The sequence below is a fragment of the Brevibacillus sp. JB24b genome, from assembly GCF_051713385.1.
Classification (GTDB): domain Bacteria; phylum Bacillota; class Bacilli; order Brevibacillales; family Brevibacillaceae; genus Brevibacillus_B; species Brevibacillus_B laterosporus.
Window position 1 is genome coordinate 2,331,101 of the sequence record NZ_JBNVQV010000001.1, and the last position, 23,416, is coordinate 2,354,516.

Sequence of the window (23,416 nt, forward strand, 5' to 3'; positions counted from 1 at the left end):
ATGAACACAGACATGAAGATGAACACTAGCAACAATGCCAACATATGTATGACAACCAAGCTACACACCATCTTTTTGTTGGTAGGTCCTTCTGAATGTGGAAAAACGACGTTTGCGAAACATATTCTAATACCGCAGCTTCAACGCCAGGATGAATCAAAAAATTATCGGGCAAATGTCCAGTACATTTCTTCAGATGAAATCCGACAAGAAATTCTTGGGGCACCTTATCATAAATATGATCAAAGGATGCTAGAGAGTAGTAAACAAGCTTTTGATGTTTTATTTTCTAAACTACAAGCTGTCACAAGCTTTCCTATTCAAGTGGAATTTGTCATTGTGGACACGATTGGCTTGTCTGAAGAGTTTCGTGAACAAGTAGCCACGATTGCTCGTGAACAACATTATCATGTAGAGATTATTTTGTTTGACTATAAAAATGTGCAAGAATATTACAATACAACTGATCTCAATAGAAGTGTTATTGCAAATCACGTAAAACGCTTACGTCAAGAAGTATTAGGGTCATTGTCCAAATTGAAAGCGAATGCGATTCACCGTATCCGAACAAAAGATTTCATTGTTCCGAGCACAGGAGAAGCTAATCCAAAGTATGTTGTACAGATTGGAAACGACAAAGAATACCTGACCCATCTCTTGCCACAGGAGTACCGATATCTAGTAGTAGGGGACGTGCATGAGCAGGTTCATGCTTTAAAAGAACTGTTAGCCGCTAATGGTTTTTCTTTAAATGAAAATAAAATTTTTGCTACTGATAAAACCAGCCATTGGCGCATCGTTCTACTTGGGGACTGGATAGACAAGGGTGGGAACACGCGTGAAATAGTAGAGTTTATTTTGGAAAATCGGAACTGGTTTTACCTGATCAAAGGAAATCATGAAAATTTTGTCTATAAACTATTACGTGGAGATATTAAACAAAAGGAAATTGAGCCTTCTTTACTGGAAAAATACTTCACTTCGGCTGCTGATTTAAGCGATGATGAGCAGCTATGCTCGATGTTCTTTCAGCTAGTAGAGCAATCAAAGGATTTTTATCGCTTTATTGGGTCCAGGAGCGCATCTTTTTTCTTGACTCATGCGCCGTGCAAAAACAAATATATTGGCAAACTAGATGCCTATGCGAAAAAACGCCAACGTAATTTTTATGTAGATCGTGATCGGGATATCGAACAACAGCTTGATTTCCTACAAGCAGAGAGCGCTAGCAACCATCCTTATCATGTATTTGGTCACGTAGCGTCTCAGAGCTACTACCGTCTGAAAAATAAGATTGGCCTAGATAGTGGTGCAGGGCATGGACACGCTCTAAGCTCCGTTTGGTTGGATCGTAATAGGCCCATATGTAAGCAAAGTAAAATGGATGACAGACTACTTCTCAAAGAGGCTTTACCACATCTGTTCCAATCAAGCCATTCGGACGTACAGCTTGATTCGCTGGAGGAGTGGGACAAACGCAGAATCGAGTATGTTTTGGAGCATAAAATCAATTATATCTCGGGTACAATGGCACCTGCGGATAAAGACATTCAACAGAATGAATTGGAATCGTTACAGAAGGGACTTTCGTATTTTCGCAAGCATGGTGTAGAGCAGGTCGTTTTACAGCCTAAATATATGGGGTCACGCTGCAATATTTATTTGCATCAGGATATTGAACAATGCTTTGCTGTGTCTCGAAATGGCTATAAAATTAAGCAAGTTGACGTAACGGAAATGTATGAGCAGCTTCATCAAAAGTTTTCTCCTTATATGCTTGATAAACATATCTCAACCATAATCCTAGATGGGGAACTATTGCCGTGGAAGGCGCTTGGAGAAGGGTTAATTGAAAAGGAATATAAGGTTATTGATACAGCGGTAGGGCTAGAGCTAGATTTCTTACAAGAGAACGGATTTGCAGAAGCTCTAAAAGAATTGATCGATAAGTATGATTCTACTGCATTTGAAACAGAGCGCCAGCATTTGGGCAAAAAGGAATTAGCAAAGCTATATGGGGATGCCACATATCAATCTTATAAATGGATTTCTCACGTCAAGGATACACAAATAGCCTTGGAAGAACAGAAAAAAGCTTGGCAAACCTATCATGAGCAGTTGCAGTTGTACGGAGAATCGGGAGAATTAACTTATAAGCCTTTTACGATTCTGAAAATGATCTATCAGGATGGTACGGAAGAAATCCCCGCTTGGCCTACTTCCCAGTTATTTGGATTTGTATCTTCTGATGAATATCTATTACTTGATTTGACGGAGGATCACTACCTAGAGAAGGCAACAGACTACTTTACGAAGCTTACAACCAAGCAGAGGATGGAGGGTGTTGTGATTAAACCGGAGAAATTACATGCTGGAATAGCTCCGTTTATCAAGGTTCGTAATCCAGATTATCTGACGCTGATTTATGGCTACGATTATCAATTTCCGTATCGTTATCAGAAGCTGATTAATCAAAAACAAACACGTAAAAAATTGCAGACATCGATTGCAGAATTTGAACTGGGGCAACAAATGCTACATGTTACTAACGCAGAAATTTCCCTCGAAAATGAGGCTTACAAGCAAGTGGTAGCTAATTTGCTGTTTGAGGAGAAAAAAGAGAAGGAGCTTGATCCCAGATTGTGATAGTAGGTGAACCTACGAGAATGGATAAGTTCACTTACTAATGAGGAATAAACAATAGGAATTGCTTAGTAGAAACAGAGAACATCAAAACTGTAGTCTGAAAAGGGGAGACCTTTATCTATAAGGAGAAAGGTCTCCCTTTTTTTATCTTTTATTGTCGAACTCGCTTCGCAAAATAGCAAAAATAACAGCGTCAACAAAACAGCCTTTTTCGAAAAAATATTCCTTCAGGAAACCTTCTTCTCGGAGCCCCGTTTTGGTTAAAAGTTTTCTTGATCCCTCGTTCTCTGGGTTAATAAAAGCTTCAATCCGATTCAAATTCCATTGAGAAAAACCAAAAGCAACAATCGCTTGAATTGCTTCAGACATGATTCCCTGCTGCCAATACTCAGGAGATAGCTCGTATCCAATTTCTGCCTTTGAATGCTCTTTGTTCACATTATGATATCCGCAGGTTCCAATCACTACATCGTCGGCTTTGTGTGTAATACCCCAACGAATCCCTTGCTTTGCCAAAAAGCGTTCGTTAAATAAAGAAATGATGTTTTCTGCTTGTTCTAGTTCTGTGAACGTTTCTAGGTCATAATATTTCATTACTTCATCCTTTGAGAAATAATGAAATATGGCAGGTGCATCAGAGGAGTGCAACTGACGAAGAATAAGTCTCGTTGTTTCAAGTTTCGGAAAGATTTGTACTGTATTCATTCTACCTGTTCCTCTCTTGATCATCGTTTATTCGTTTATCATTACAAATCAACTCATCTAAGTAGCTATTACTATCAGATAGTTGGAACTATTTTAACATAAGAGGAAAAATATACAATCTAATTGGGTGAAAGATGCAAAAATTGAGGAAGATTTGTTACAATCAGGTCATAAGACCACTGGCAAAAGGTGAAATCGAAGGATTTAGAAATAATAAGCAACTAGGAGAGTGAAATATGTACCAAACCATTCAAAACGTACGTGTCTGGGGAACTCCACTAGACAATGCTGTCTCGCAAGCTGTAACCTGTGCCCAGCATGGAAATGTTGTGCAGGTGCTATTGATGGCTGATCATCATAAAGGGTACTCTCAACCGGTTGGGGGAGTTGTCGTCTACGATGGGCAAATCTCTCCATCTGGAGTAGGTTATGATATAGCATGTGGAAATAAGGCGGTCCGTACTAATTTACTGTATCAGGATATCAAACAAAAAATGCCTGCTATTATGAACAAAATTGCCAAACGAATCTCCTTTGGAATGGGACGCGTGAATAATGAGAGGGTAGATCATGAGCTATTTGACGATGATAATTGGCACGTGTATAAGCAATTGGGCAAAAAAGAATACCAGTCTCTCTATTCATTGGCGCACAATCAATTAGGGACGGTAGGGAGCGGTAACCATTTTGTGGACATTTTTGTGGAAGAGGCTACGGACGCTGTTTGGATTGCAAATCACTTTGGCAGTCGTGGTTTTGGTCATAAGACAGCGAGTGGATTCCTCAATTTGGCTCACGGTCGTGGTTTTTCCGATAAGGCACCAGGAGAAAGCATGGATCAAGCTCCGACCTTGCTAGATTTGCATACAGAAATTGGTGATATGTATCTGCGAGCTATGAGCTTAGCCGGTAAGTATGCTTATGCAGGGCGCGATTATGTGATTGATCAAGTATTAAAAATTTTAGGAGCCTCTAGCACGTTTGAGGTGCACAATCATCATAATTTTGCGTGGAAGGAAATACATGACGAGAAAGAGTATGTTGTCGTACGTAAAGGGGCAACTCCTTCTGCACCTGGTCAGCTTGGATTTATCGGCGGTAGTATGGGGGATATTTCTGTAATTGTTCAAGGAAAGGATTCCCAGGAAAACAAAGATGCTTTTTACAGTACGGTGCATGGAGCAGGTAGAGTAATGAGCCGAACAGAAGCGGCAGGTCGTCTTAATTGGAAAACTCGTAAGCGTAGTGGAGGAAAGATTACGGAAGAGCAAATGCAAAAAGCCGTGCAAGATTTCGGTGTAGAGCTTCGAGGTGCAGGCCCAGATGAAAGCCCCTTTGTATATAAAAAGCTACAAGATGTCCTGCAAGCTCACACCGACACACTAGATGTTTTACATGTGTTAAAGCCTGTAGGGGTATGTATGGCAGGCTCAGACGAGCATGACCCATATAAGGATTAACAGGTAAAAGAAAAGACTGATTTTTCTTGTTACACTTTCTTTTCCCAAAGCGTTTGCTTCTTCTCTCATTTGGATATTTAATAGAGGGGGGAACAGATTTACTTGGTTCCTTGTTTTCCAGTAGCAGGAAATGGGAGGAGATATCTATGAATAACATCATTGAAACCATGCTAAACCATCGTTCTATTCGACAGTATGAGGACCGTCCGTTATCAGAAGAACAAATTACTACGATTGTCAAATGTGCACAAGCGGCCTCAACCTCCAGTTACATACAAGCTTATTCAATCATCGGAATTACAGATAAAGAGACAAAACGTCAGTTGGCTGAGCTTTGTGGTAATCAACCGTATGTAGAAACCAATGGTCACCTGTTTGTTTTTTGTGCTGATTTACACCGTCATCAAGTGATTGCAGATATGGAAGGAAAAGAGCTTACTCCAGCCATTGAAAGCACAGAAAAATTTATGGTAGCAGTGATCGATGCGACACTTGCAGCACAGAATGCGGCCCTTGCAGCAGAATCTATGGGGCTTGGCATTTGCTATATTGGTGGTTTGCGCAATCAATTGCAGGCTGTCACAGAGCTTTTACACATCCCTACTCACGTCATGCCACTCTTTGCAATGACAGTAGGCTATCCGTTACACGAATCGAGTCAGAAGCCACGTTTGCCACTTGCACATGTGTACCATCAGGAGAAATATAATCAGGATGCACACAGCTACCAACAGCAATTGCAGGAGTATAACGAGACGATCTCTAGCTACTATCAAGAACGTACACAAGGCGAACGCTCAGATACATGGACAGCGCAGATGGCCAATATGCTGTCCAAACCTGCTCGTATGTATATGAAGGAATTTGTAGAGAAGCAAGGACTGAACAAAAAGTAGGTTGTTAGGAAAGCACGTAACTAGGTAAGCATTACTACGGTAATTTGGAGGTAATCTCTTATGAAGGTGTTAGTTATCGCTGCTCATCCTACTATCGAGGAGTCAGTTGTTAATCGCGCATGGATAGAGGAAGCAAAGAAACATGTAGCGATTACGGTACATGAGCTTTATAAAGAATATCCTGACGAACAAATTCATGTGGAAGCAGAACAAAAATTATGTGAGCAGCACGACCGAATTGTTTTGCAGTTTCCGTTCTACTGGTATAGCTCGCCTTCGTTACTTAAAAAGTGGCAAGATGTAGTTCTGACCCATGGATGGGCGTACGGTACAAATGGAAACAAATTACACAATAAAGAATTAATCCTTGCGATAACAACAGGAAGTGTGGAGGAAAAATATCGTGCTGGTGGCCTGAATCAGTACTCCATGAGCGAATTATTGAAGCCTTTCCAAGCAACAAGTAATTTAATTGGTACGACATTTTTGCCTGCTTATCTTTTCCATGGGGTATATCAAGCGGATGAGCATGCTGTACAAAAGAGTGCAGAAGAGTATGTGAAATATATTGTAGCAGAACATCAGGTGTAAAGCTTGTGAGATCCAAGACGTCCTATATTTAGGTATCTTGGATCTTTTTCATGCTTCTTATTTATAACGGTATAAAGTAGCTCGAATACGGGAGCAAGCTACTATCAATCCGTTTCTTTTTTTTTATAATAGTTGGCTCGTTCGTTGAGTAAGTCTTTCCCTTTTGATACACTATGGAAATAGCCGAATAGGTAGGAAGTGAATGTGATATGCCGTCTTTTGAGAATGGAAATTATGAAGAAATTAACTATAATCATCTGGATTTACGTGAAACAGAAATCCGTAATTCTGTTTTTACCAAATGCTTATTTATTGGTACACAGTTACATGAGGTGATGACTACGGGGTGCCAGTTTATTGACTGTGATTTTTCTGGTGCCAGCTTTAATGCCTCTATACATGTGCGTTCTGCTTTTACCAATTGCCGTTTCTTTGGGGCAAATTTATTTTCAAGTAGGTTTGAAGAATGCAAAATGGTAGGTTCTGATTTTGCCAACGTGGTGTGGGATGGTATTACTATTCAAGGTGGCGATTGGTCTTATACAAATCTACGGTATGCGAATTGGTCCAAACAAAAGCTACAAGATATCAAATTAGTAGAGGCAGATTTGGCATTCGCCCGTCTGGAGAAGGCAGACCTAACAAACGCTGATTTATCTTACGCAAGCTTTGGTAACACTACTTTAAAAGGGGCAGATTTACGTGGGGCCAAGCTGGAAGGAATTGATTGGAAATCGTTTAATGTTCAAGGTGTTCGCCTCGATTTTGTGCAGGCGGTAGCGTTTACTCGCTCATACGGGGCATGTGTAGAGTGTTGATTTGCTTACTAAAAAAGGAACAGGTATCTTAAAACGTTGATATAACAATGATTTTAGCTGTATAACAGTGATTTAGATTTGAGTGTAACAGGTATAGGAATGATGGGGTGTTGACGGATTGTTGACCAAATTCATTAAACTATAACATAAAAGGATTAAAGACACCGGAAATTGATCTGGACGGATGCGGAGATTGAAATGAATACGGATTGGATACGCAAAGTAGCTTAATCAGCGTACACCCTGATTAAGCAGAAATCTAAGTAATACACGATGTAGGTACGTTCCCGTTGATAACAAAACTGCAGATCCAGTAGAACATTACTCCATGGAACGGTATGGGCTTGTTGGTGGAAGAAGCATTGAAACAGGAGATATTTATAAAAGTAGGCCCCAGCCCATTAGGATTTTATGGAGCAACTGCTTTTTGCGCCAGAACACTTAAGGAATACCGTGATAATGCTGCTACAGGTCCGATTGTGGTCTGCAAGGTGTTTCTAAAGCGAAGGGGATCAACATTTAACAAAAGAGAAATTGTGTTACAAATTACTACTTTACGCTTGTCTAAAAGGAAGACGGCCGGGTTTCGACCGACCGTCATCGCTTTTCTTATCTTTTTGTTCTACATTTACACGGGCGTACACTTCTTTTCGTTAACACTTTCAGGGCATCACGTACACTTTTAGCGAAGACCAAAGGTTTCTCAATCTTTTCATAGTGGATATACCCTAGATTAGGGTTGGTAAATAGCCAGTGGTTATGAAGGGCAGTCACCTTTATGCCATGTTCTCGAAGTCTTGAAATATACGGATTGATCTCCTCAGTGAGAATGACTGTCTCACCAAGACACAGGGCCCTATCATTCTTCTTAATGTTCTCAAAAGAATGAAATTGTGGGATCGTTAAGGCAGATTTCGACCTTCTGCCTAAAATTGTAGGTTTTATGTTGGTACGGAGGGTCTGGGCAGTACAAACACCATTGATGACTGTGGGCTCGGCTTTAAGAATTTCAGCAAATCTACGACAAAGAGGGCTAATTTTCATATTACATACCTCCTTTCCTTATGATCACTATCAAGATATGGGAGTCGAGGATTAAACCTATAGGCATTACGTGTGAGAGAAAAACCTAATTCTTGAGAAGATTTATGTAACACAATATTTCAGAAGTATAGGGGAGAAAGTCGGAAGAACATGACTGCTATTTGTGAAGTTTGCAATAAACGTGAGCATACAAGCCTTTGCGATTATGCAACAGGTACAGGGATTGTAACGAGTGTGGATTTTTAAGAATTGACGATAACGTGTGATAAAAAAATGTGCAAAGAATGTACAAAGAATGTGCTGTTAGCCTTTGGGCTAATTGTGAGGTTTGCCCTGATCATACTGAACAAGTTAAGAGAAAATTACTCCAATGCGTTAAAGGAGGAAGCCGATGAGTAGAGAGATTGACGCGAAAGAGAGGAAAAAATGATACCGTCCAAAAGCTAAATTCGGACGGTATCGGGTTAATCCTAGCAACAACGACGGCGTCTACGGAAGCAACCGCAATCGCGATCACGGTCACGGTCACGACGGCGTCTACGGAAGCAACCACAATCGCGATCGCGATCACGATCACGACGGCGACGGCGACGACAGCGACGACAGCTACAAGACATTACTCCACCCCCTCTTTATTTCATACTGTATATATAATCGAAAATAGCTGAAAATGATTGGACGAACCCTCATGGTAATACGTCTGTTTATGCGATTATTGGCTAATCTTACAATTTCCTTTAATCAAGGCCTTATGTTTCATCATGGAGAAATAAACCGTTTACCGACCATTGTGGTTTTCCTGGTTACAACAAAAAGGTGTGGATATTACGTCGTATGTGGGGGGAATGGCATGAAAGAAGCCCCCGTTAGGAGGCATCTATACAATGCTTCCGTGTGCGGGAGCATTAAAAATCAAACGAGATTTCGTATATCTTTTATACGAGGGGTTTTTGAATTAAAGTAGCAAACTCAAATTGATGTACATGCCCATCATCTAAGGTAGTAGACCCTTTAACAAAATGTATATGTTTTCCGTTTCCGACAGGTATAGCAGGACCAGTTACTATACCGACTTCATGATGATGATTTAAGAAGTCGGTATTTGAAAGTATTGCATGTACGTGGCTGTCACCAAAAGGTATGACTTCGCTAGTTACTCCTGCAAAACGGTGGTTATGTCTATCATCACCTTCTTCTGCAAGTTGTGTACTACCTAAGAACTCATGTACATGTGTTTGTACTGTCGTTGTTCTACTTTTCTTTTTTTTCGTACTCTCTGCTTTTTTGATTTTTCCTTTTCTTTTATCCACAATTATCCCTGCTTTCTGTCAAGAGATACTGCCATTTTATTAATACAGGCATGGACAAGTGTTAGATACTTGCCCTATTTTTATCATTCTGGGAACGGATATATGAAAAAAGGCACTACAGAATAAGAGCGATTATAAAAATGATAGACATATAAACAAAAAAGCCCCCTCGTCAGGGAGCCATGGATTTAGTCTAGACAACTAAAGTATACCATGAGCAGATGGTGAGGGGGAATGATTGATGAACACAATGCAAGAACTTTTAAAAGAGTATAAAGAGACAAGAAAGAGTTTGAAAAAAGCATACGCTGATCTAAGAGCAACAGAGACAGTTCTTGATGACGTGACAGAATCAGAAAGAAATTACCTCTCTGAAATGATTAGCGATGTAGAGTATGGTAATTGAATGGCTGGAAACAGGACGTAGACCAGAGATTAAACGAGGTATCGAAAGAAGAGCAGCCTATCAACGAGAATAATTAGTAGATCCTATTAGAATGCAGGCTTTTGTTTTCAGAGGAACAGCAGGCAGTCCCTGCAATCTTACAGAGTGGGAAAAAGAACAGCTAGAGGACGCGTTATGTTGCCTGTCACCAAGAGAAAAAGAGTGTTATATCCTAACTCACGGTGAAGGATTTTCACTTGAGGAAACGGCTAGATTTTTGTGTATTTCGAGAAGTAGTGTACAAACACTGGTAACGCGCGCACAAAATAAAATTGCAAATCGTGTAGTTTCAAGCCTATTCCTTGTTGGATAGGCTTTTTTTGTCATGCAAAAGCCACCTAGAAGTAGAAGGGGCAAAACAAGCTACTCGATAAATCGGGTAGTTTGTTTATCTCCAGCACATAGGGAAATAATTTTGGTGAGTTCATAACTAACTCACTCCCTGTATGGTGGGCTTTTTTGCTACCCAATACAAAGAAGAGGATGTGTAGTGTATGGGAATTGAAAGTACTTTGCAACGTCATCTATTAAATAATACGGGATTTTTTGAAGGGCACGATGGATATTCAAATATTGCTGGTAGAGCAGATGGAATGGGCTTATCTTTCGGAATCCTTCAATTTAATTTTGGAAAGAAAACTCTTCAACCCATATTGGAAAAATACATTAAATTTGAGAATAAAGAGCTTTATAGTATTTTTGGGAAAGAAAAAGGAGACATCCTTAGCGATGTAATTTTTAAATATTCTGCTCCAAATCAAGTACGTTGGGCTGAGAGTATTTCTCCACGTGGAGAAATTTTAGAAGAGTGGAAAAAGCCATTTCAAGAAATGGGACAGAGTAGAAAAAACCAAGGGTATCAACAAGAAGCTGCACAACCTTATGTTAACCGCGCTGAGTTGTTTTGTGAGAAATTTGGTATTAAAACTACTCAAGGATTAGCTTTTATTTTTGATCACATTGTACAAACGTGGGATTTTCCAGATGTAAGAGAGATTCAATACAAAATTCGTGAGAGTGAGGATAAATATCGAAAGGCTGAAGGGCGTGAGCTACCAGACGAGGACAGGTTGAGTATCATATTAGATTATATTCCTGAACGAGCTCATCAGCGCTTGCGCCGTGCCACAATTAAAGAGGGTGTAGGAAATTATCTAGGTAAGTACTACGATATTACTGATTTTGGTTATGGGATTTTATCGTATTATTCATATTTTTAAAGGAAGGGGGCTAATTAGCCTCCTTCCGTATTAGTTTTGTAAAAGCTTACTCATGTCAGGACTTTGTTTTAAGGGAGAGATAGTCTTAGTTTTTTTGAACGAGGGTAAATCTATAACATAGACTGTGTACTCGTAGCTATTGTCATCAAGAATATCAGAAATGAATAGTAAGCCTAATGTTTTTTTGTTAGGTGAGAATTGATGTTTTACATATATCTCAGATTCCTTGTGTAGAGGAAGTGTAGTAATTTCATTTTTATCTTTTTTGATTAAAAGAGTTTTACAAAGTTTAGTACCGCAAGAGTAATTTAATAGTAAAAATGCCTGATTATTATCTTCTGACAAAATAACTCCAGAGGTAGCACTTAATTCTAATTTTTTTTGTTCATCATTATCTAACGCTGAGTAAATCTTATTAAATTCTGGTATAGATTTGATTGGTATTTTTACGGTCTTTGTTTTGCTGTTATAGTCTTCAAACTTAATATTATCTAAATCTTGTATGGATAAATATTCAGGAGGTGCACCTGTTCCAACGGTAGGTTCTTCTATAGATGGAGAAGCTGTAAAGTAATTAAGAAGACCTAAAAGAATAAGCGAAAATAACCCAACTGATCTTACTTTCATCTATGATCCACCCTTCGTTTATACCAATTTTTTCAAGTATAGCATGGTAAAGGGGAAATATCCTTATGTATGTGAAATATACTTTGAAATCGAGCCTATTTGTTGCCGGATAGGCTTTTTGTCATGCAAAAGCCACCTATAAGTAGAGAAGTAAAACGGCTACCTTATAAATCGGGTGGATTTTTCTATTCATACTTGACAAATATTTTAGCCTTTTGTACTTTAACAGGGACGAAAGGTTGTGGAAGATTTGGATTTTAGCGTAAACGTGTGGCCTGTATTCGGGATGTTTGTTAAAGTGATATTATGCGTGGTTATACCAGTTTTTATAGTATCTATCCTAACCTCGCGGTTTCCTGATAACATTGGCAGGATCGCTATAAGAATAAGCATCTTTGGCGGTATTTACTTTTGTTTTAAGTATGTCATATAAGGAAAAAGTCACTCTTGATGAGTGGCTTTTTTTGTCATGCAAAAGCCACCTATATATAGAAGGGTAAAACGATGGGAGGTGCTGAATTGAAAAGTGTTTCTTTAAGTGATAAAGAAATCGAATTAATCATTAGCGCTCTTGACTATCAAAACTACGAATTTGCAACCTGTGAGGATGATTCAGGTCATTACGGCCTTAAATTAAAGCTAGAGCAACGCCTTAATCAAACACAGTAGCTACCTATATCCATCAAATGTTGTAGATTGATGCATGAAAGATATAAAAAATTAAAATATATTAAAAAATATCAATGTATTGAAAAATATTGTAAAGAAGAATATATTTGGTATGTTTACATATAAAATACTTGGAGGTGCTTTAATTGAAAAAAGTAATTTTTAGTCTTTTAACATTAGCTCTAGTTACAAGTATTTTCTCATCCGCATTTGCTACAGAAAAAATTGGAGCAACAGAAGCAACAGCAGTAAATACGTTGGCAGCGATATTCTATGATCGTGAACCAAATGATGACCCGGAACAAGCCAATCCATATATGATAGGTGGGCAAATAAATGGGGAATTGCCTATGGGTAAGGTTAGAGATAGAGATGACTGGTATACATTTACCCCTACGCGCTCGGGTAAAGTTAGTTTAGTCTTTGCTTATAGCAAAGGGGATGAGAATATTTTTCGAGTACGAGTGTATGATGAAGGGAAACGCGGCCCAAGTAGGTTACCTGGAGTAACAACAGAAGATCCAGGAGAGGTTTTACAATTTGATGTTAAAGAAGGGGAAACATACTATATATGTGTCAGCGCTGGGGCAAGAGACTCGGATTTTAAACATGATTACAATGTATATACAGAGTATATAAATTAAACTAAATAAACGAACAGAGCTACTCGATAACCGGGTAGCTTTTTGTTTTAAATAGGCGACACTTTCAGCAAATAGACAAACTCCTACTCTTTTCATTTCGCATATTTTGGAATGGATAAATTTATTCACGCCTGTTATGAAGGAGAGTAGATATGTATCGATTTGCATCCAATCCAAATCAATTGAACATTGATGGATTCTACAAAACAGGAGGGGGAGACATTCTAAAATTCGAAACTCATATATACACAAATGTACAACCGCATCAGTATAGAGTTAATGGTTTTGCGTGGTTTAGGCATCAAAATCCTAAAAAAGAATCCCCGACAATTATCATCTCCGGAGAGTGGTTACAAGCCGGGCCTTTATTAGCGTATTTACGGCATGGCATTTGGTACTTTAAAGGTAGTCATGTGAATCCAAAAGCTGAAGCAGATTTTTATTTTGATGAGCATGAGAAAAAGGTTAAGGTTGAGGTAAGATTGTATCGTTTTCCGAACTCAGAAGAACATTATACTTGGAAAGGAACAAAGATCGGCGATAGTGTGAGATAAATAGATAGATTAGTAGACCGAGCCATCCGTATATTTACAGGTGGCTTTTTGTATACGCCACTCCTGATTGTTGTATGGGGCATTACGTGCAACAATTTTATACTCCTCCTGGCCGTGACCGTAATGGCTAAAGGAGTGGATCACGGCGGAGTCCCCTGCCGAAATAAGTGGGATACATACTTGAAAATTAATCTACTAAATTAAATATAAATAGGTTGCTCGATAAATCGGATAACCTTTTTATGCTCAGCACACAGGGAAGTTTCTCGGTGAGGTCATGACTAACTCACTCCTTGTATGGTGGGCTTTTTTGCTACCAAAATATGATAAAGGGCGTGAAGTAATGTCAATTCCAAGTTATTTAGTACGTGACTTACTGCAACATTCAGGGTTTTTTGAGGGTCATTATGGCTACTCAAACTTGGCTGGTAACTTTGATGGTCAGGGTATCTCTTTTGGAATCATTCAATTTAACTTCGGACAGAGAACTCTCCAACCAGTTTTAAAACAATATATTTCAAACCATGAAAAAGAATTCTACTCTATTTTCGGAAAAGAAAAAGGAGATATCCTTAAAAAAGTAGTTTTTGAGTACGACTTTAGACAACAAGTTCAATGGGGAGCGAGTATTTCCAATCGTGGAGTAGTTATAAAGGAATGGGAGAAGCCATTCATGGAGATGGGAAGAAGTAGAAATAATCAAAAGTGCCAGGAAGATGTGGCGATGGATTTTGTTAATCGAGCTGAAGGTTTTTGTGATTCATTTGGTATTATTTCAACACAAGGTCTTGCTTTTGTTTTTGATCACGTGGTTCAAAGATGGAGTTTTAATAATATGCAACGAATTTTGCATGAAATTCGAGAAAAAGAAGACAAGTATCGTAAAGCGCATGATAATAGGTCTATGCCAGATGAAGATCGCTTGAGTATTATTTTAGAGATGCATCTCACCAATTTAAAAGACGATCTCTAATCAAACAAGGCTACGGATATTATGGAGATAAACGTTATGATATCAGTGATTTTGGGTATGGGTCATTAAATTACAGTAGTTCATTTTAAAAGTGAGAATGGGGGAATAATCCCCCATTTTTTATTTTAAAAGTTTAGTAAAATCTGGTTCCTGCTTCATCTCTAAGGTTTTCTTAATTTTGAAAGTGGGCAGATCAACTATATAGACAGTGTATGTTTTATATACCTTGTCACTATTATGGAAGTCTACATAATGAATAGTAATATAGGAAAGAGCTAAAGATTTTTTATCTGATGAAAATTGATAATCTGCAAAAAGGAATTTTTCATTTATGGGTAGTGTTGTGATTTTTTCATTCTCTTTTTTTAGTAAAAGAGAGTCACAAAGCTTAACTCCACATTGATATTTTAGGAGTAAATAGGTTGCATCCTTATTTTCTGAGAGGATCATCCCACGGGTAGCAACACCCAGTTCAGCTTTTTTTTGTTTATCATCTTCTAATTCTGAGTAAATCTCATTAAATTCTGGTATAGATTTGATTGGTATTTTCATGGTCTTTGTTGTGCTGTTATAGTCTTCAAACGTAATATTATCTAAATCTTGTATGGATAAATATTCAGGAGGTGCACCTGTTCCAACGGTAGGTTCTTCTATAGATGGAGAAGCTACAAAGTAATTAAGAAGACCTAAAAGAATAAGCGTAAATAACCCAACTGATCTTACTTTCATCTGTGGTTCACCCTCCATATATACCAAATATACCAATTTTTACAAGTATAACATGATAAAGGGTAAATATCCTTAGGTATTACTATTGAGCCTCATCAAGATCAAATTATCCTTAAATGGGGAGATATACCCAATACAGCTCAATATAAGGTTTATCAGGGGGACACTGAGTTATACAGTGGCTTAGAAAACTCCTTTATACATAATAATTTAAAATCAGGAAAAAGCTATAAGTATAAGTTAGCAGCTTTTAATTCTGACAATTCTGAGATTATAAGCACAAAATTAAATACTGAGACTTTGGAATCAGAAATAAAAAATGCAGGTCTAATTTCGCTATCTTCCAATGATAACGAAATAAATGATACTGTTGTTTCAACGATTTCCGATGGAAAAAATATAAAATTTGACTGGGATGATAACGGACAGGTAGAGGAGTATCAAATTAAGAAAAACGGAAAAATAATTGATACTGTCCAGACAAGTGAATATAGTGATGAATTGGACGGAGGAGAAGAGAAGGTTATCTATGAGTTTCTTGGTAAAATTCCACTAGATAAAGAAGAAAAGGAAAAGAGAAAAGAGAAAATACAGCATCTTTTGAAAAGTGGAGAAGCTAATGATTCCGAAATGGTTTCAAAAGGCGAAGAACTCCTCTATAATTATGTTTCAATTATTAAAATTGTAGAGAAAGAAAAAGTATCTCCGTTAGGTATTTCTTCAAATAATGATGTAGATAACGTAAAGTTAAGATATACAACTTTTATAGGTGACAAATATGTGGAAAATCCAGTACCGAATTGGTTAAGATTAACTGGAGACAAATGGGAGAGAGACGTTGAATATTTTGGTGGAGATAATAGAAATTTTGCAGTTGCCCATTCTCGTTTTAGAACCCAAGTAAATATTGAATCGGATTTTTCAGATGAAGATACAACTCTATCAAAAAAAGTGAATAGCTCAACTTTTTATGACTCTAATAAAAAATTACTAAATACCAAAAAGGCAGGTAGTAGTGGAATTAGCTTAGATGAAAGAGTTGTAAATATGGATAATATTAAATTTGATATCGAACATTCAGTTGGAATTCCATATTTAGAAGGATCTTTAAAATTTACTCCGCCAGGAATTGATTACGCTTTTACTGCAAGTCTTTATAGAGAAGACGGTGATTATAAAATTAAGGGTTGGCATGATGGGGCACCAAGTCATGAGTTCTACATATCTTTTGATGATGGTCCATACGAAGAATTATTTCAACACGATCTTTATGATTTCTTTTATTTATTCGAACTGACTCCAAAACATTATTTTAATATCTCTAATTAAACTGGAAGACTGGGGGCCCTTAAGCTTCCGGTTTTTTCACCTTAGTGAAATTAATGTATGTGAACTATTAACTAGAAAATAAAGGGGGAAGGCAATGTTACACAGAATCTTTGTTGGGGTTGTTACCGCAATACTTTTTTGCTTAGTTCTTGCAGTGTCAGAATATACACCAATGACAGCTCGTCAGCCAAATATTTATTATTTTCCTTTTATAACTCTAATGATAATCTATCTAATGTACTCCATCCCGATATTTTTGTTTATTGGAATTCCCTGCACTATCTTAATCGATTTTATTACTAATAGAATGGAAATATCGACTAAAAGTAAGCTTTATTTTTTAAATTTAGGATTATATTCTTTAGCGGGTATTTCTATAGCTTGGGTTTTCTTCGGATTAACTAGAGGGGATATTCTACAAAAAATATTTAACTATAAAGCTTATATTATATATATAGTTGGATCGCTACTTTTTTATCATATATCTCTTGTCACAATGATTATTTTTAAAAAAATGACTAAGGACACAAACTGAAGTTCTGAGTATTAATTAGATCAGCACCTACAAAGGTGTTTTTTTCTTTTACAAAACAAACTCAATAGGTGGTGGTGATAATGTAAATGGCTAGAGCAAGAAGTCCAAATAGAGAAAAAGCCGAAACAATGTATCTCGAAAGTGGCGGAAACATGCTTTTGAAAGACATTGCGGAACAACTTGGAGTAAGTGATTCACAAATACGAAAGTGGAAAAATCAAGATAAATGGGAGTCAAAACTCAATAGTAACGTTACCAAAAGAAAGGGAGCGCCCAAAGGTAATCAGAATGGTTTTGGGGCATGGTGCACCAAAGGGCAATAAGAACGGTCAGGGTAATGCTGGTGGTGGCGCCCCATCTCGGAAACCAATGCAGTAAAAACAGGAGAGTATCAAACTCTTTGGATGGATGCTCTTACATCAGAAGAAGCGGAGATACTTGATAGGATTAACCTTGATCCAATACAGCAATCGGACGAGGAAATTCGTCTGTTTACATGGCGTGAGCGTGAAATGATGCATCGCATTCGTAATGTACAGGAAGGATTAACGGAATAACAGCGTCGTGTCCCTCAGCAGAGAGTTACTACCAAGGAACCTGTGCAAATACATGATGAAAAGTCGGGTGTATCCAAGACAGTTATTCTCTCACGTAACGAGTTAGTTCACAACCGAGATTGAAGAGACAGAGTATCGGGCGATAGAGGATATCCTTTCCCTTGAAGAAGCCTTGACCAGAGTACAAGACAAAAAGTTGAAAGCTATACAGTTAAAAGCTCAGTTACTAAGCAATGGCGGAGGCACTGAGAAAGAGATTATTGTGCGGAGGTGGTCCCGTGGCTTGGGACGATTGCGGTTGCAAAGTGTATACCATCAAAAAGAAAACTATCAATCTGGTAAAGAGTCGTTTCATTCTTCTTCTCTCTATCTTTATGTATCGATTTCAACAGTAATAAACGTAATTTATAATAAAGAAAGTCGTCTCCTTAAATTTAGGAAACGACTTTTTCTTTTGCAAACCAACTTCAAGTTACGTAGAAGACATAACGGTATCTAAAAAATGTAAGAAGTGACTTTTGGGCTGACACCAAGGTACGTAAAGGACATAACGGGGTGAAACAAAAAGATGTTTCTTACCTATGTCAATTAATAGTTAACCTATTTAATTACACCTATATTTTTAATTTCAACTTGTGATTGAAAACGAATGGAGGATTTTGCAAAGATTTCTGGCCAAGGCTGATTCATCGCCTTCCATTTGTTATAGTGATAAGCTCTGACGTAAAGACCAAGACCAATTGGATCTACTTGATGTCGCTGTAGCTTTTTAATTAGTGCTGCCATTAGTTTGTTAATTTCATTCTCAATCATTGCTTCAAGCTTCCTTTTATTCCCCTTCTTCTCTAGATTCATCTGGAATGTACGTTCCGTTATATTCCCTACTACTTTTATTTCAATATCAAACTGCGGTAACCCATGTTGATAATTTGTAGTTATATTTCGCTTTTGGGGTTTAACTAATATTGAGATGTTTTTTTTGTTGGACCCTAACATCTTCACTGGAATAGTAAAAGAATACGATGCTTTTTGGTTGTTTCTTAATAAATCTAACAGCTCTGTTTCTTGTAGGTTGAGGGATGTACGATAATATCCTTTATCGTTTAAAAGTGTAATACCTAAAACTCTCAATTCTTCATTCTCTTTTTTTACTTCTGAGATAAAGGGGGTAATGCCTGGCTCAACCATCATGTAGTGGAATTTTCGCAGAGTAACTTTGGATGTAATATGTCGTAATGAAGAAGAATCAATAAGTTTTGATAGATAAATGGAAAGACGTGGCTTATTCTTTAGCTCAAAATTAACCACTTCACTAACTGGGCCATCAATAGCGATTATTCTTAGGTTTGTTGAATTTTTAGGATCTCGGTATAAAGCATCCAAATAGGGAAGTATCTCTTTACGTTGCAACAAACGTTTGCTAATTAAAAGGAGTTGTGTTTTGCCAGTACGTGTTGACCCAGCAACGACTGAATCCAAATTTGTATAAGAACGTTCAACAGTAGAAGATTGCACATCATGATGTTCCGTGTTTTTTTTTACCTCTCGACTAAAGATAGGGCTTCTTTCAAATACGATTAGATTATTATGTTCATCTAAATCAAGCCCTAATGTAACAATCAAGGTGGCATCTTCTAGTTCAATCCTGTCAGTACAGCCTGTTAAAACAACAATCAACATCCCCATGAAAAATTTATATATGATTTGTCTCATTAAATAGGCTTCCTTCTCTTAAAAAAGTGGTAGAGGATGATATAAAACCCCAGCAATACTGGAAACACATACCTAAGTATTTGCTAATATTTACTATAATTTTCACCTGAATTCTCATTTCTATGCAGGAAGTTGATAAAAGCAGTATGAAGATCATGAGTCTGCCTTGTTAAATAAATAGCATTCCGGATGAGGTGCTATAGTTTGGAAACGAGAACAATTAGCTGGTGGAAAGAGATAAAAGAGGATAGAGGCGTGAGAGAATCCGCTCGGGGAAAATAAATATGTATTTTTTTGAAAAAAGGTATTATTTTGTAAATGTGTACGGTATATTTGTTATTAGGACAAGGGTAGGTTTAAGCCTTACACCGTAGCCATGGAAATAATAATTGAAAGGATGATTAATAGTGGCGGTTATTGATGATGGTAAAGGTAATTTGGGGAACACAAATGCTACTCTAAGAAAGGAAATAAAAAATGACATTATAAACCAAATTCAGGATATTACTGAGGTTAAGAGAACGGATGATAGCATTAAAACATCTCCAAATTTCCATTTAGATTCTAAGTATCTTAAGGATGAACATCAATATAAAGTTGAAATTCAGTATAAAAACCCGCAACCAGGCCAAGGAAAAGCTACCGTTTCTTTAGTGCTTGTAAATGAAAAAGCAACAAGTGTTGAGAATTTAAGGGAAGCATTAGAGTTAAGTTTGAAAGATGGTCATAAATATAAGGTGACTTAATGTTAAATAATTGGGGTAGTGACAATGTTTCCTATCTGTTCTTAAGTCGTAATCTCCTATTACTGTTACGATTAGCTAGGTGTGAGTACAAGGGTATATCTAGTCAGTAAGTTCTCTCGTCTTATTTATAACCCAAAGCCCTGCCATGCGTTGGTGTGCGATCCACATCTGCACCAGCTCCTTAATCTTAATGGTGCAGTGCTCTTGTGAACAGTATTCTTATTCAAATATCCATATACCCTCAACTTTCATCTCTAAGGCTTGAGCTATATCTGATGCTGTCTCTAATTTAGGAATTGTCCCATTTACAATATTGCTTAAAGTAGAATTCGCAACGCTGGAAATTTCTAACTCTTCTATCAATTATCCCTAACCTAAGTAATCTACCTGAAATGGCAGAAATGAGTCATTGTCTAAGTGCAAACGCTAAAAGAGCTTGGGAGATTGCAAAACTCAAAAACCTATCTCTAGTTGCTAGTTTAACAAATGACAAAGAGTGGCAACATGAGCTATGTGCAAAGTTAGAAAAAATACAGAGCTGATATAAAATGAAGAAAATCGTCTCCTAAGAAATGAGGAAACGATTTTTTCTTTTGAAAACAAACAGGCTAATCAAACTGTATATTATAGAAGAATTAAAATGATATACACGACATGATACTGCCTCACTGGTAGATCAGGGAGCGCAAATCGGACATTTATCGCTGTTTCGGATAGCTTCAACTTCAAAAGGGATGCCGTGTCGTCGGAACTTTCTAATCAAACCAGCAGATCGGCAACACGGCACTAGATAATAAAACAATTTTTGCATGATATCACACTCATTGACGCCATTGTAGCGCGAGGAGCTGGGACAAAAAGGAGAGAACGGACAGATTTTCAGATATTCATGCAAGCCCCTCAATAAAGGAGCCTATGGTGAAATTAATGTTGATGTGAATGCATCATCCTCCTATGGTGATGCATCATCATTCTATGGTGATGAGCTCTCATGCGATGGAAATGTTCTCTGTGGGCAAACTCGTGATGCCTCATTGGGTGATGCCGATGTGCCATACTTAAAGAGCGAAAGTGATCGGCATGCCTTAAATGATGGTGCATTCTCCCCCGATGGTATTCAATAGGATCCATAAATCCATCCCCCTTCCTAACCATGATAGTTATGGTATGAGGGCAGCTTTAGAATTGTTTATCCTGAAAACAAAAATGGGTTAATGTCGGAAACGTACATGTGAAAGCATCGCTGTTACAAGCAATAGAACATAACACACAATTTGTAAATGGGGAGGAATTGAGATGTGGAAGTTACGACTTTATGACAGCTAAAAATTTTGGGCGAATGATTACGATGGAATGGAACTTCTCAGTGTCGTTGAATCAGAATCTGATTTTGAAAACAACCTTTTGATTGATGGGAAAACCTATAAAATATGCGCTATCTGTCACGTGAAGGGAAGTTCTCATGCGTTAAAAGTATCGCTAATGGTCTTGTTCGGGGAAGGGGGGTGTTGACGAATTGTTAACAAAATAGTCAATAAGCATTACAAATCATCACAATAAATCTAAAAGCAAACTTAGAAACTCAAATGTAATCACAAATAATTACACTACTATAACAGATAGAACCAAATAAACTACGCTTCCGTCATACGGGGCAAAAGTTGATTAGGAGTACCGCCACTGTCTTACCCAATCTCAATCCAGTGTGCAGTAGTGGCTTCCGAAAATTTCAGAAGTGTGACCAAATTTTTATGATCAGTGTTACAATAAGAGAGTAATGACATCATCTATAAAGCAAGGAAGTCAATCAATGAGTAGTCGTTGCTGACGCATTCCTTAACTAGCAGAAAAGAGGTAGAAGACATGGAACAAGTGCAAAACATCTTTTGTGTAGGTCGTAATTATCGTTTACATGCGGCAGAACTAGGTAATCAGGTGCCAACATCTCCATTTCTTTTTATGAAACCAACTCATGCTCAGGTGATTGCAGATGGTCAAGATATCCAATTGCCAAGTGATCAGGGGGCTATTCACTATGAAGTGGAGCTTGTCGTACATATAAATCAAGCTTATAAAAAGGGAATGAAAGCTGACGAATTAATCGATCGCGTTTCACTAGGTATTGATTTTACCATGCGAGATTTACAGGACCAATTGAAAGAAAAAAAGCTTCCTTGGCTATTGGCAAAAGGCTTCCGTAACTCAGCTATCCTTACTGCGAGCGAACCAATTAGTAGTATTACCGAGCTAGAAAAGGTTGATTTCGGCCTGTTGATAAATGGCCAGGAAGTGCAACGTGGCAATATCACAGATATGATCTTTGACATTCAGGCTCTGGTTGATTTTACAGGGGAGCATTTTGGTCTAGGAAAAGGAGATGTCCTATTCACAGGCACACCGGCAGGAGTGGGTGCGATTTCCAATGGTGACCACTTGGAGCTGGTTTTTGGGGATAAGGTGTTAGGAAGCTGTGTGATTAAACTTAGTTAATGGATAAGGTAAGAAGATAATAACGAACCTCGAACAGCATGTAAAAAGATATAGACATTTGCTTTGTGTAGTCAGCTGTGTATCTTTTAAATAAAAATCCTTTATAGCAAATGATGAGATCCCGTTCACTTTTTAATCGTGCAACGGGATTTTTTGTGGAGAGAATGGGTAAAGAAGTAGGGAAGTATTCTACCATAATGGATTACCAAATCAACATTTGTAACAATATACGTAACAGGTGACACAATCTGGTGTGATGAGATTCAACAAGCTATAGAGGAGCATCAGCCAGACGAAAGCATTGTAAATGCGGGAGGAGCAAAATTTGTAGTCGGCGATCACATCACAATGAACGAACAGGATGTTTACAACTGCTGTAAATTTGCCCCAAAAGCTACAATAATTGCGGTGCATATGGACACGATTAATTTCTGTTTGGTGACACGAGCAGATTTACGGAGTCGATTAGAAGAAGAAAAATTGCTGGATCAGGTAATGATTCCTGAGGATGGAGAGGATTGAGGTGTGGAAGTAGGAAATGAAACTGTTAGTAAATTTTGTTAAAAACGTTTAGATAGACCGTTATGTAGTAGTTAAATAACATTTTTTAGTAGTTACACCCTTGTAATTTAATAAATTATAAGTTTTTAGGAAAACTTTTTTATAAACTGTTAAAAACTTTATTACTAATTCCGATAGTAATAATAGTTAAGTA

Annotated in this window: 28 protein-coding genes; 20 read left to right on the plus strand and 8 right to left on the minus strand. The window is 37.7% G+C overall.

Annotation, left to right across the window (positions count from 1 at the left end):
• Positions 1–2,646, plus strand: coding sequence for a metallophosphoesterase (locus ACQV1I_RS11385; RefSeq protein ID WP_236645819.1), 2,646 nt, complete (start codon positions 1–3; stop codon positions 2,644–2,646).
• A 144-nt stretch (positions 2,647–2,790) separates the two neighbouring features.
• On the opposite strand, the gene ACQV1I_RS11390 is transcribed toward ACQV1I_RS11385, so the two are convergent.
• Complete coding sequence (locus tag ACQV1I_RS11390) at positions 2,791–3,351, minus strand: GNAT family N-acetyltransferase (RefSeq protein ID WP_116334383.1); 561 nt, start codon at positions 3,349–3,351, stop codon at positions 2,791–2,793.
• A 236-nt stretch (positions 3,352–3,587) separates the two neighbouring features.
• Between ACQV1I_RS11390 and ACQV1I_RS11395 the strand changes: the two genes are divergently transcribed.
• The 4 genes from ACQV1I_RS11395 to ACQV1I_RS11410 all read left to right on the plus strand — a co-directional run bounded on the left by ACQV1I_RS11395 (position 3,588) and on the right by ACQV1I_RS11410 (position 7,116).
• Complete coding sequence (locus tag ACQV1I_RS11395; protein ID WP_116334382.1) at positions 3,588–4,811, plus strand: RtcB family protein; 1,224 nt, start codon at positions 3,588–3,590, stop codon at positions 4,809–4,811.
• A 146-nt stretch (positions 4,812–4,957) separates the two neighbouring features.
• Positions 4,958–5,707, plus strand: coding sequence for an oxygen-insensitive NADPH nitroreductase (gene nfsA / locus ACQV1I_RS11400; RefSeq protein ID WP_116334381.1), 750 nt, complete (start codon positions 4,958–4,960; stop codon positions 5,705–5,707).
• A 60-nt stretch (positions 5,708–5,767) separates the two neighbouring features.
• Positions 5,768–6,298 (plus strand): NAD(P)H-dependent oxidoreductase, encoded by a 531-nt coding sequence (locus ACQV1I_RS11405; protein WP_018671084.1) that lies wholly within the window; start codon positions 5,768–5,770, stop codon positions 6,296–6,298.
• A gap of 209 nt (positions 6,299–6,507) precedes the next feature.
• Positions 6,508–7,116 carry a pentapeptide repeat-containing protein gene (locus tag ACQV1I_RS11410; protein ID WP_018671083.1) on the plus strand — a complete coding sequence of 203 codons (609 nt, stop codon included), beginning with the start codon at positions 6,508–6,510 and terminating at the stop codon, positions 7,114–7,116.
• Positions 7,117–7,725: 609 nt separating this feature from the next.
• Here the strand turns inward: ACQV1I_RS11410 and ACQV1I_RS11415 are convergent.
• The 3 genes from ACQV1I_RS11415 to ACQV1I_RS11425 all read right to left on the minus strand — a co-directional run bounded on the left by ACQV1I_RS11415 (position 7,726) and on the right by ACQV1I_RS11425 (position 9,449).
• Positions 7,726–8,160 carry a DUF1259 domain-containing protein gene (locus ACQV1I_RS11415; protein WP_116334380.1) on the minus strand — a complete coding sequence of 145 codons (435 nt, stop codon included), beginning with the start codon at positions 8,158–8,160 and terminating at the stop codon, positions 7,726–7,728.
• Between the two features lie 470 nt (positions 8,161–8,630).
• On the minus strand, positions 8,631–8,777 hold the full coding sequence (locus ACQV1I_RS11420) for a hypothetical protein (protein ID WP_201747417.1): 147 nt from the start codon (positions 8,775–8,777) through the stop codon (positions 8,631–8,633).
• Positions 8,778–9,095: 318 nt separating this feature from the next.
• On the minus strand, positions 9,096–9,449 hold the full coding sequence (locus tag ACQV1I_RS11425; RefSeq protein WP_116334451.1) for a YmaF family protein: 354 nt from the start codon (positions 9,447–9,449) through the stop codon (positions 9,096–9,098).
• 262 nt (positions 9,450–9,711) lie between these two features.
• Here ACQV1I_RS11425 and ACQV1I_RS11430 point away from each other — a divergent pair, with 262 nt between their 5' ends.
• The 3 genes from ACQV1I_RS11430 (at position 9,712) to ACQV1I_RS11440 (ending at position 11,135) form a co-directional block, all read left to right on the plus strand.
• Positions 9,712–9,876 carry a hypothetical protein gene (locus ACQV1I_RS11430; RefSeq protein ID WP_236645818.1) on the plus strand — a complete coding sequence of 55 codons (165 nt, stop codon included), beginning with the start codon at positions 9,712–9,714 and terminating at the stop codon, positions 9,874–9,876.
• A 91-nt stretch (positions 9,877–9,967) separates the two neighbouring features.
• Positions 9,968–10,228 carry a sigma factor-like helix-turn-helix DNA-binding protein gene (locus tag ACQV1I_RS11435; protein ID WP_236645817.1) on the plus strand — a complete coding sequence of 87 codons (261 nt, stop codon included), beginning with the start codon at positions 9,968–9,970 and terminating at the stop codon, positions 10,226–10,228.
• 181 nt (positions 10,229–10,409) lie between these two features.
• The gene (locus ACQV1I_RS11440; protein ID WP_236645816.1) at positions 10,410–11,135 is read left to right on the plus strand and encodes a hypothetical protein; all 726 of its coding nucleotides are present in this window, start codon (positions 10,410–10,412) and stop codon (positions 11,133–11,135) included.
• 30 nt (positions 11,136–11,165) lie between these two features.
• On the opposite strand, the gene ACQV1I_RS11445 is transcribed toward ACQV1I_RS11440, so the two are convergent.
• On the minus strand, positions 11,166–11,762 hold the full coding sequence (locus ACQV1I_RS11445; protein ID WP_116334379.1) for a hypothetical protein: 597 nt from the start codon (positions 11,760–11,762) through the stop codon (positions 11,166–11,168).
• 504 nt (positions 11,763–12,266) lie between these two features.
• Between ACQV1I_RS11445 and ACQV1I_RS11450 the strand changes: the two genes are divergently transcribed.
• From ACQV1I_RS11450 to ACQV1I_RS11465, 4 genes are all read left to right on the plus strand, one after another.
• Positions 12,267–12,431 (plus strand): hypothetical protein, encoded by a 165-nt coding sequence (locus tag ACQV1I_RS11450; protein ID WP_201747416.1) that lies wholly within the window; start codon positions 12,267–12,269, stop codon positions 12,429–12,431.
• A gap of 146 nt (positions 12,432–12,577) precedes the next feature.
• On the plus strand, positions 12,578–13,075 hold the full coding sequence (locus tag ACQV1I_RS11455; protein ID WP_116334378.1) for a hypothetical protein: 498 nt from the start codon (positions 12,578–12,580) through the stop codon (positions 13,073–13,075).
• A gap of 152 nt (positions 13,076–13,227) precedes the next feature.
• A complete protein-coding gene (locus ACQV1I_RS11460; RefSeq protein ID WP_116334377.1) occupies positions 13,228–13,629 on the plus strand; it encodes a hypothetical protein in 402 nt (133 codons plus the stop codon).
• Between the two features lie 310 nt (positions 13,630–13,939).
• Complete coding sequence (locus ACQV1I_RS11465) at positions 13,940–14,602, plus strand: hypothetical protein (RefSeq protein WP_236645815.1); 663 nt, start codon at positions 13,940–13,942, stop codon at positions 14,600–14,602.
• 120 nt (positions 14,603–14,722) lie between these two features.
• On the opposite strand, the gene ACQV1I_RS11470 is transcribed toward ACQV1I_RS11465, so the two are convergent.
• Positions 14,723–15,331: a hypothetical protein gene (locus ACQV1I_RS11470; RefSeq protein ID WP_116334376.1), complete on the minus strand. Its 609-nt coding sequence runs from the start codon at positions 15,329–15,331 to the stop codon at positions 14,723–14,725.
• 300 nt (positions 15,332–15,631) lie between these two features.
• Between ACQV1I_RS11470 and ACQV1I_RS11475 the strand changes: the two genes are divergently transcribed.
• The 4 genes from ACQV1I_RS11475 to ACQV1I_RS11490 all read left to right on the plus strand — a co-directional run bounded on the left by ACQV1I_RS11475 (position 15,632) and on the right by ACQV1I_RS11490 (position 17,752).
• A complete protein-coding gene (locus tag ACQV1I_RS11475; RefSeq protein ID WP_116334375.1) occupies positions 15,632–16,660 on the plus strand; it encodes a DUF3238 domain-containing protein in 1,029 nt (342 codons plus the stop codon).
• Positions 16,661–16,754: 94 nt separating this feature from the next.
• Positions 16,755–17,195, plus strand: coding sequence for a hypothetical protein (locus ACQV1I_RS11480; RefSeq protein ID WP_094701667.1), 441 nt, complete (start codon positions 16,755–16,757; stop codon positions 17,193–17,195).
• Positions 17,196–17,281: 86 nt separating this feature from the next.
• Positions 17,282–17,518, plus strand: a complete 237-nt coding sequence (locus ACQV1I_RS11485; RefSeq protein WP_328588848.1) for a phage terminase small subunit-related protein — start codon at positions 17,282–17,284, stop codon at positions 17,516–17,518.
• Between the two features lie 81 nt (positions 17,519–17,599).
• Entirely contained in the window at positions 17,600–17,752 is a 153-nt protein-coding gene (locus ACQV1I_RS11490) for a hypothetical protein (protein ID WP_328588847.1), read from the plus strand.
• Between the two features lie 600 nt (positions 17,753–18,352).
• On the opposite strand, the gene ACQV1I_RS11495 is transcribed toward ACQV1I_RS11490, so the two are convergent.
• Entirely contained in the window at positions 18,353–19,465 is a 1,113-nt protein-coding gene (locus ACQV1I_RS11495; RefSeq protein WP_116334374.1) for a Ger(x)C family spore germination protein, read from the minus strand.
• 407 nt (positions 19,466–19,872) lie between these two features.
• Between ACQV1I_RS11495 and ACQV1I_RS11500 the strand changes: the two genes are divergently transcribed.
• On the plus strand, positions 19,873–20,211 hold the full coding sequence (locus tag ACQV1I_RS11500) for a hypothetical protein (protein WP_116334373.1): 339 nt from the start codon (positions 19,873–19,875) through the stop codon (positions 20,209–20,211).
• Positions 20,212–20,430: 219 nt separating this feature from the next.
• On the opposite strand, the gene ACQV1I_RS11505 is transcribed toward ACQV1I_RS11500, so the two are convergent.
• Positions 20,431–20,574, minus strand: coding sequence for a helix-turn-helix domain-containing protein (locus ACQV1I_RS11505; RefSeq protein ID WP_116334372.1), 144 nt, complete (start codon positions 20,572–20,574; stop codon positions 20,431–20,433).
• Positions 20,575–20,603: 29 nt separating this feature from the next.
• Between ACQV1I_RS11505 and ACQV1I_RS11510 the strand changes: the two genes are divergently transcribed.
• The 3 genes from ACQV1I_RS11510 (at position 20,604) to ACQV1I_RS11520 (ending at position 23,223) form a co-directional block, all read left to right on the plus strand.
• Entirely contained in the window at positions 20,604–20,753 is a 150-nt protein-coding gene (locus ACQV1I_RS11510) for a DUF7667 family protein (RefSeq protein WP_438769223.1), read from the plus strand.
• A gap of 1,321 nt (positions 20,754–22,074) precedes the next feature.
• Complete coding sequence (locus tag ACQV1I_RS11515; protein WP_018671067.1) at positions 22,075–22,701, plus strand: fumarylacetoacetate hydrolase family protein; 627 nt, start codon at positions 22,075–22,077, stop codon at positions 22,699–22,701.
• 348 nt (positions 22,702–23,049) lie between these two features.
• The gene (locus ACQV1I_RS11520; RefSeq protein WP_161555090.1) at positions 23,050–23,223 is read left to right on the plus strand and encodes a hypothetical protein; all 174 of its coding nucleotides are present in this window, start codon (positions 23,050–23,052) and stop codon (positions 23,221–23,223) included.
• Positions 23,224–23,416 lie beyond the last annotated feature (193 nt).

What these genes read in the sequence shown, in the direction of transcription:
- ACQV1I_RS11385 (WP_236645819.1), top strand. Translation starts at nt 1, where the DNA reads ATGAACACAGACATGAAGATGAACACTAGCAACAATGCCAACATATGT.
- ACQV1I_RS11390 (WP_116334383.1), bottom strand. Translation starts at nt 3,351, where the DNA reads ATGAATACAGTACAAATCTTTCCGAAACTTGAAACAACGAGACTTATT.
- ACQV1I_RS11395 (WP_116334382.1), top strand. Translation starts at nt 3,588, where the DNA reads ATGTACCAAACCATTCAAAACGTACGTGTCTGGGGAACTCCACTAGAC.
- nfsA (WP_116334381.1), top strand. Translation starts at nt 4,958, where the DNA reads ATGAATAACATCATTGAAACCATGCTAAACCATCGTTCTATTCGACAG.
- ACQV1I_RS11405 (WP_018671084.1), top strand. Translation starts at nt 5,768, where the DNA reads ATGAAGGTGTTAGTTATCGCTGCTCATCCTACTATCGAGGAGTCAGTT.
- ACQV1I_RS11410 (WP_018671083.1), top strand. Translation starts at nt 6,508, where the DNA reads ATGCCGTCTTTTGAGAATGGAAATTATGAAGAAATTAACTATAATCAT.
- ACQV1I_RS11415 (WP_116334380.1), bottom strand. Translation starts at nt 8,160, where the DNA reads ATGAAAATTAGCCCTCTTTGTCGTAGATTTGCTGAAATTCTTAAAGCC.
- ACQV1I_RS11420 (WP_201747417.1), bottom strand. Translation starts at nt 8,777, where the DNA reads ATGTCTTGTAGCTGTCGTCGCTGTCGTCGCCGTCGCCGTCGTGATCGT.
- ACQV1I_RS11430 (WP_236645818.1), top strand. Translation starts at nt 9,712, where the DNA reads ATGAACACAATGCAAGAACTTTTAAAAGAGTATAAAGAGACAAGAAAG.
- ACQV1I_RS11435 (WP_236645817.1), top strand. Translation starts at nt 9,968, where the DNA reads ATGCAGGCTTTTGTTTTCAGAGGAACAGCAGGCAGTCCCTGCAATCTT.
- ACQV1I_RS11440 (WP_236645816.1), top strand. Translation starts at nt 10,410, where the DNA reads ATGGGAATTGAAAGTACTTTGCAACGTCATCTATTAAATAATACGGGA.
- ACQV1I_RS11445 (WP_116334379.1), bottom strand. Translation starts at nt 11,762, where the DNA reads ATGAAAGTAAGATCAGTTGGGTTATTTTCGCTTATTCTTTTAGGTCTT.
- ACQV1I_RS11450 (WP_201747416.1), top strand. Translation starts at nt 12,267, where the DNA reads ATGGGAGGTGCTGAATTGAAAAGTGTTTCTTTAAGTGATAAAGAAATC.
- ACQV1I_RS11460 (WP_116334377.1), top strand. Translation starts at nt 13,228, where the DNA reads ATGTATCGATTTGCATCCAATCCAAATCAATTGAACATTGATGGATTC.
- ACQV1I_RS11470 (WP_116334376.1), bottom strand. Translation starts at nt 15,331, where the DNA reads ATGAAAGTAAGATCAGTTGGGTTATTTACGCTTATTCTTTTAGGTCTT.
- ACQV1I_RS11480 (WP_094701667.1), top strand. Translation starts at nt 16,755, where the DNA reads ATGTTACACAGAATCTTTGTTGGGGTTGTTACCGCAATACTTTTTTGC.
- ACQV1I_RS11485 (WP_328588848.1), top strand. Translation starts at nt 17,282, where the DNA reads ATGGCTAGAGCAAGAAGTCCAAATAGAGAAAAAGCCGAAACAATGTAT.
- ACQV1I_RS11490 (WP_328588847.1), top strand. Translation starts at nt 17,600, where the DNA reads ATGGATGCTCTTACATCAGAAGAAGCGGAGATACTTGATAGGATTAAC.
- ACQV1I_RS11495 (WP_116334374.1), bottom strand. Translation starts at nt 19,465, where the DNA reads ATGAGACAAATCATATATAAATTTTTCATGGGGATGTTGATTGTTGTT.
- ACQV1I_RS11510 (WP_438769223.1), top strand. Translation starts at nt 20,604, where the DNA reads ATGGCAGAAATGAGTCATTGTCTAAGTGCAAACGCTAAAAGAGCTTGG.
- ACQV1I_RS11515 (WP_018671067.1), top strand. Translation starts at nt 22,075, where the DNA reads ATGGAACAAGTGCAAAACATCTTTTGTGTAGGTCGTAATTATCGTTTA.
- ACQV1I_RS11520 (WP_161555090.1), top strand. Translation starts at nt 23,050, where the DNA reads ATGAACGAACAGGATGTTTACAACTGCTGTAAATTTGCCCCAAAAGCT.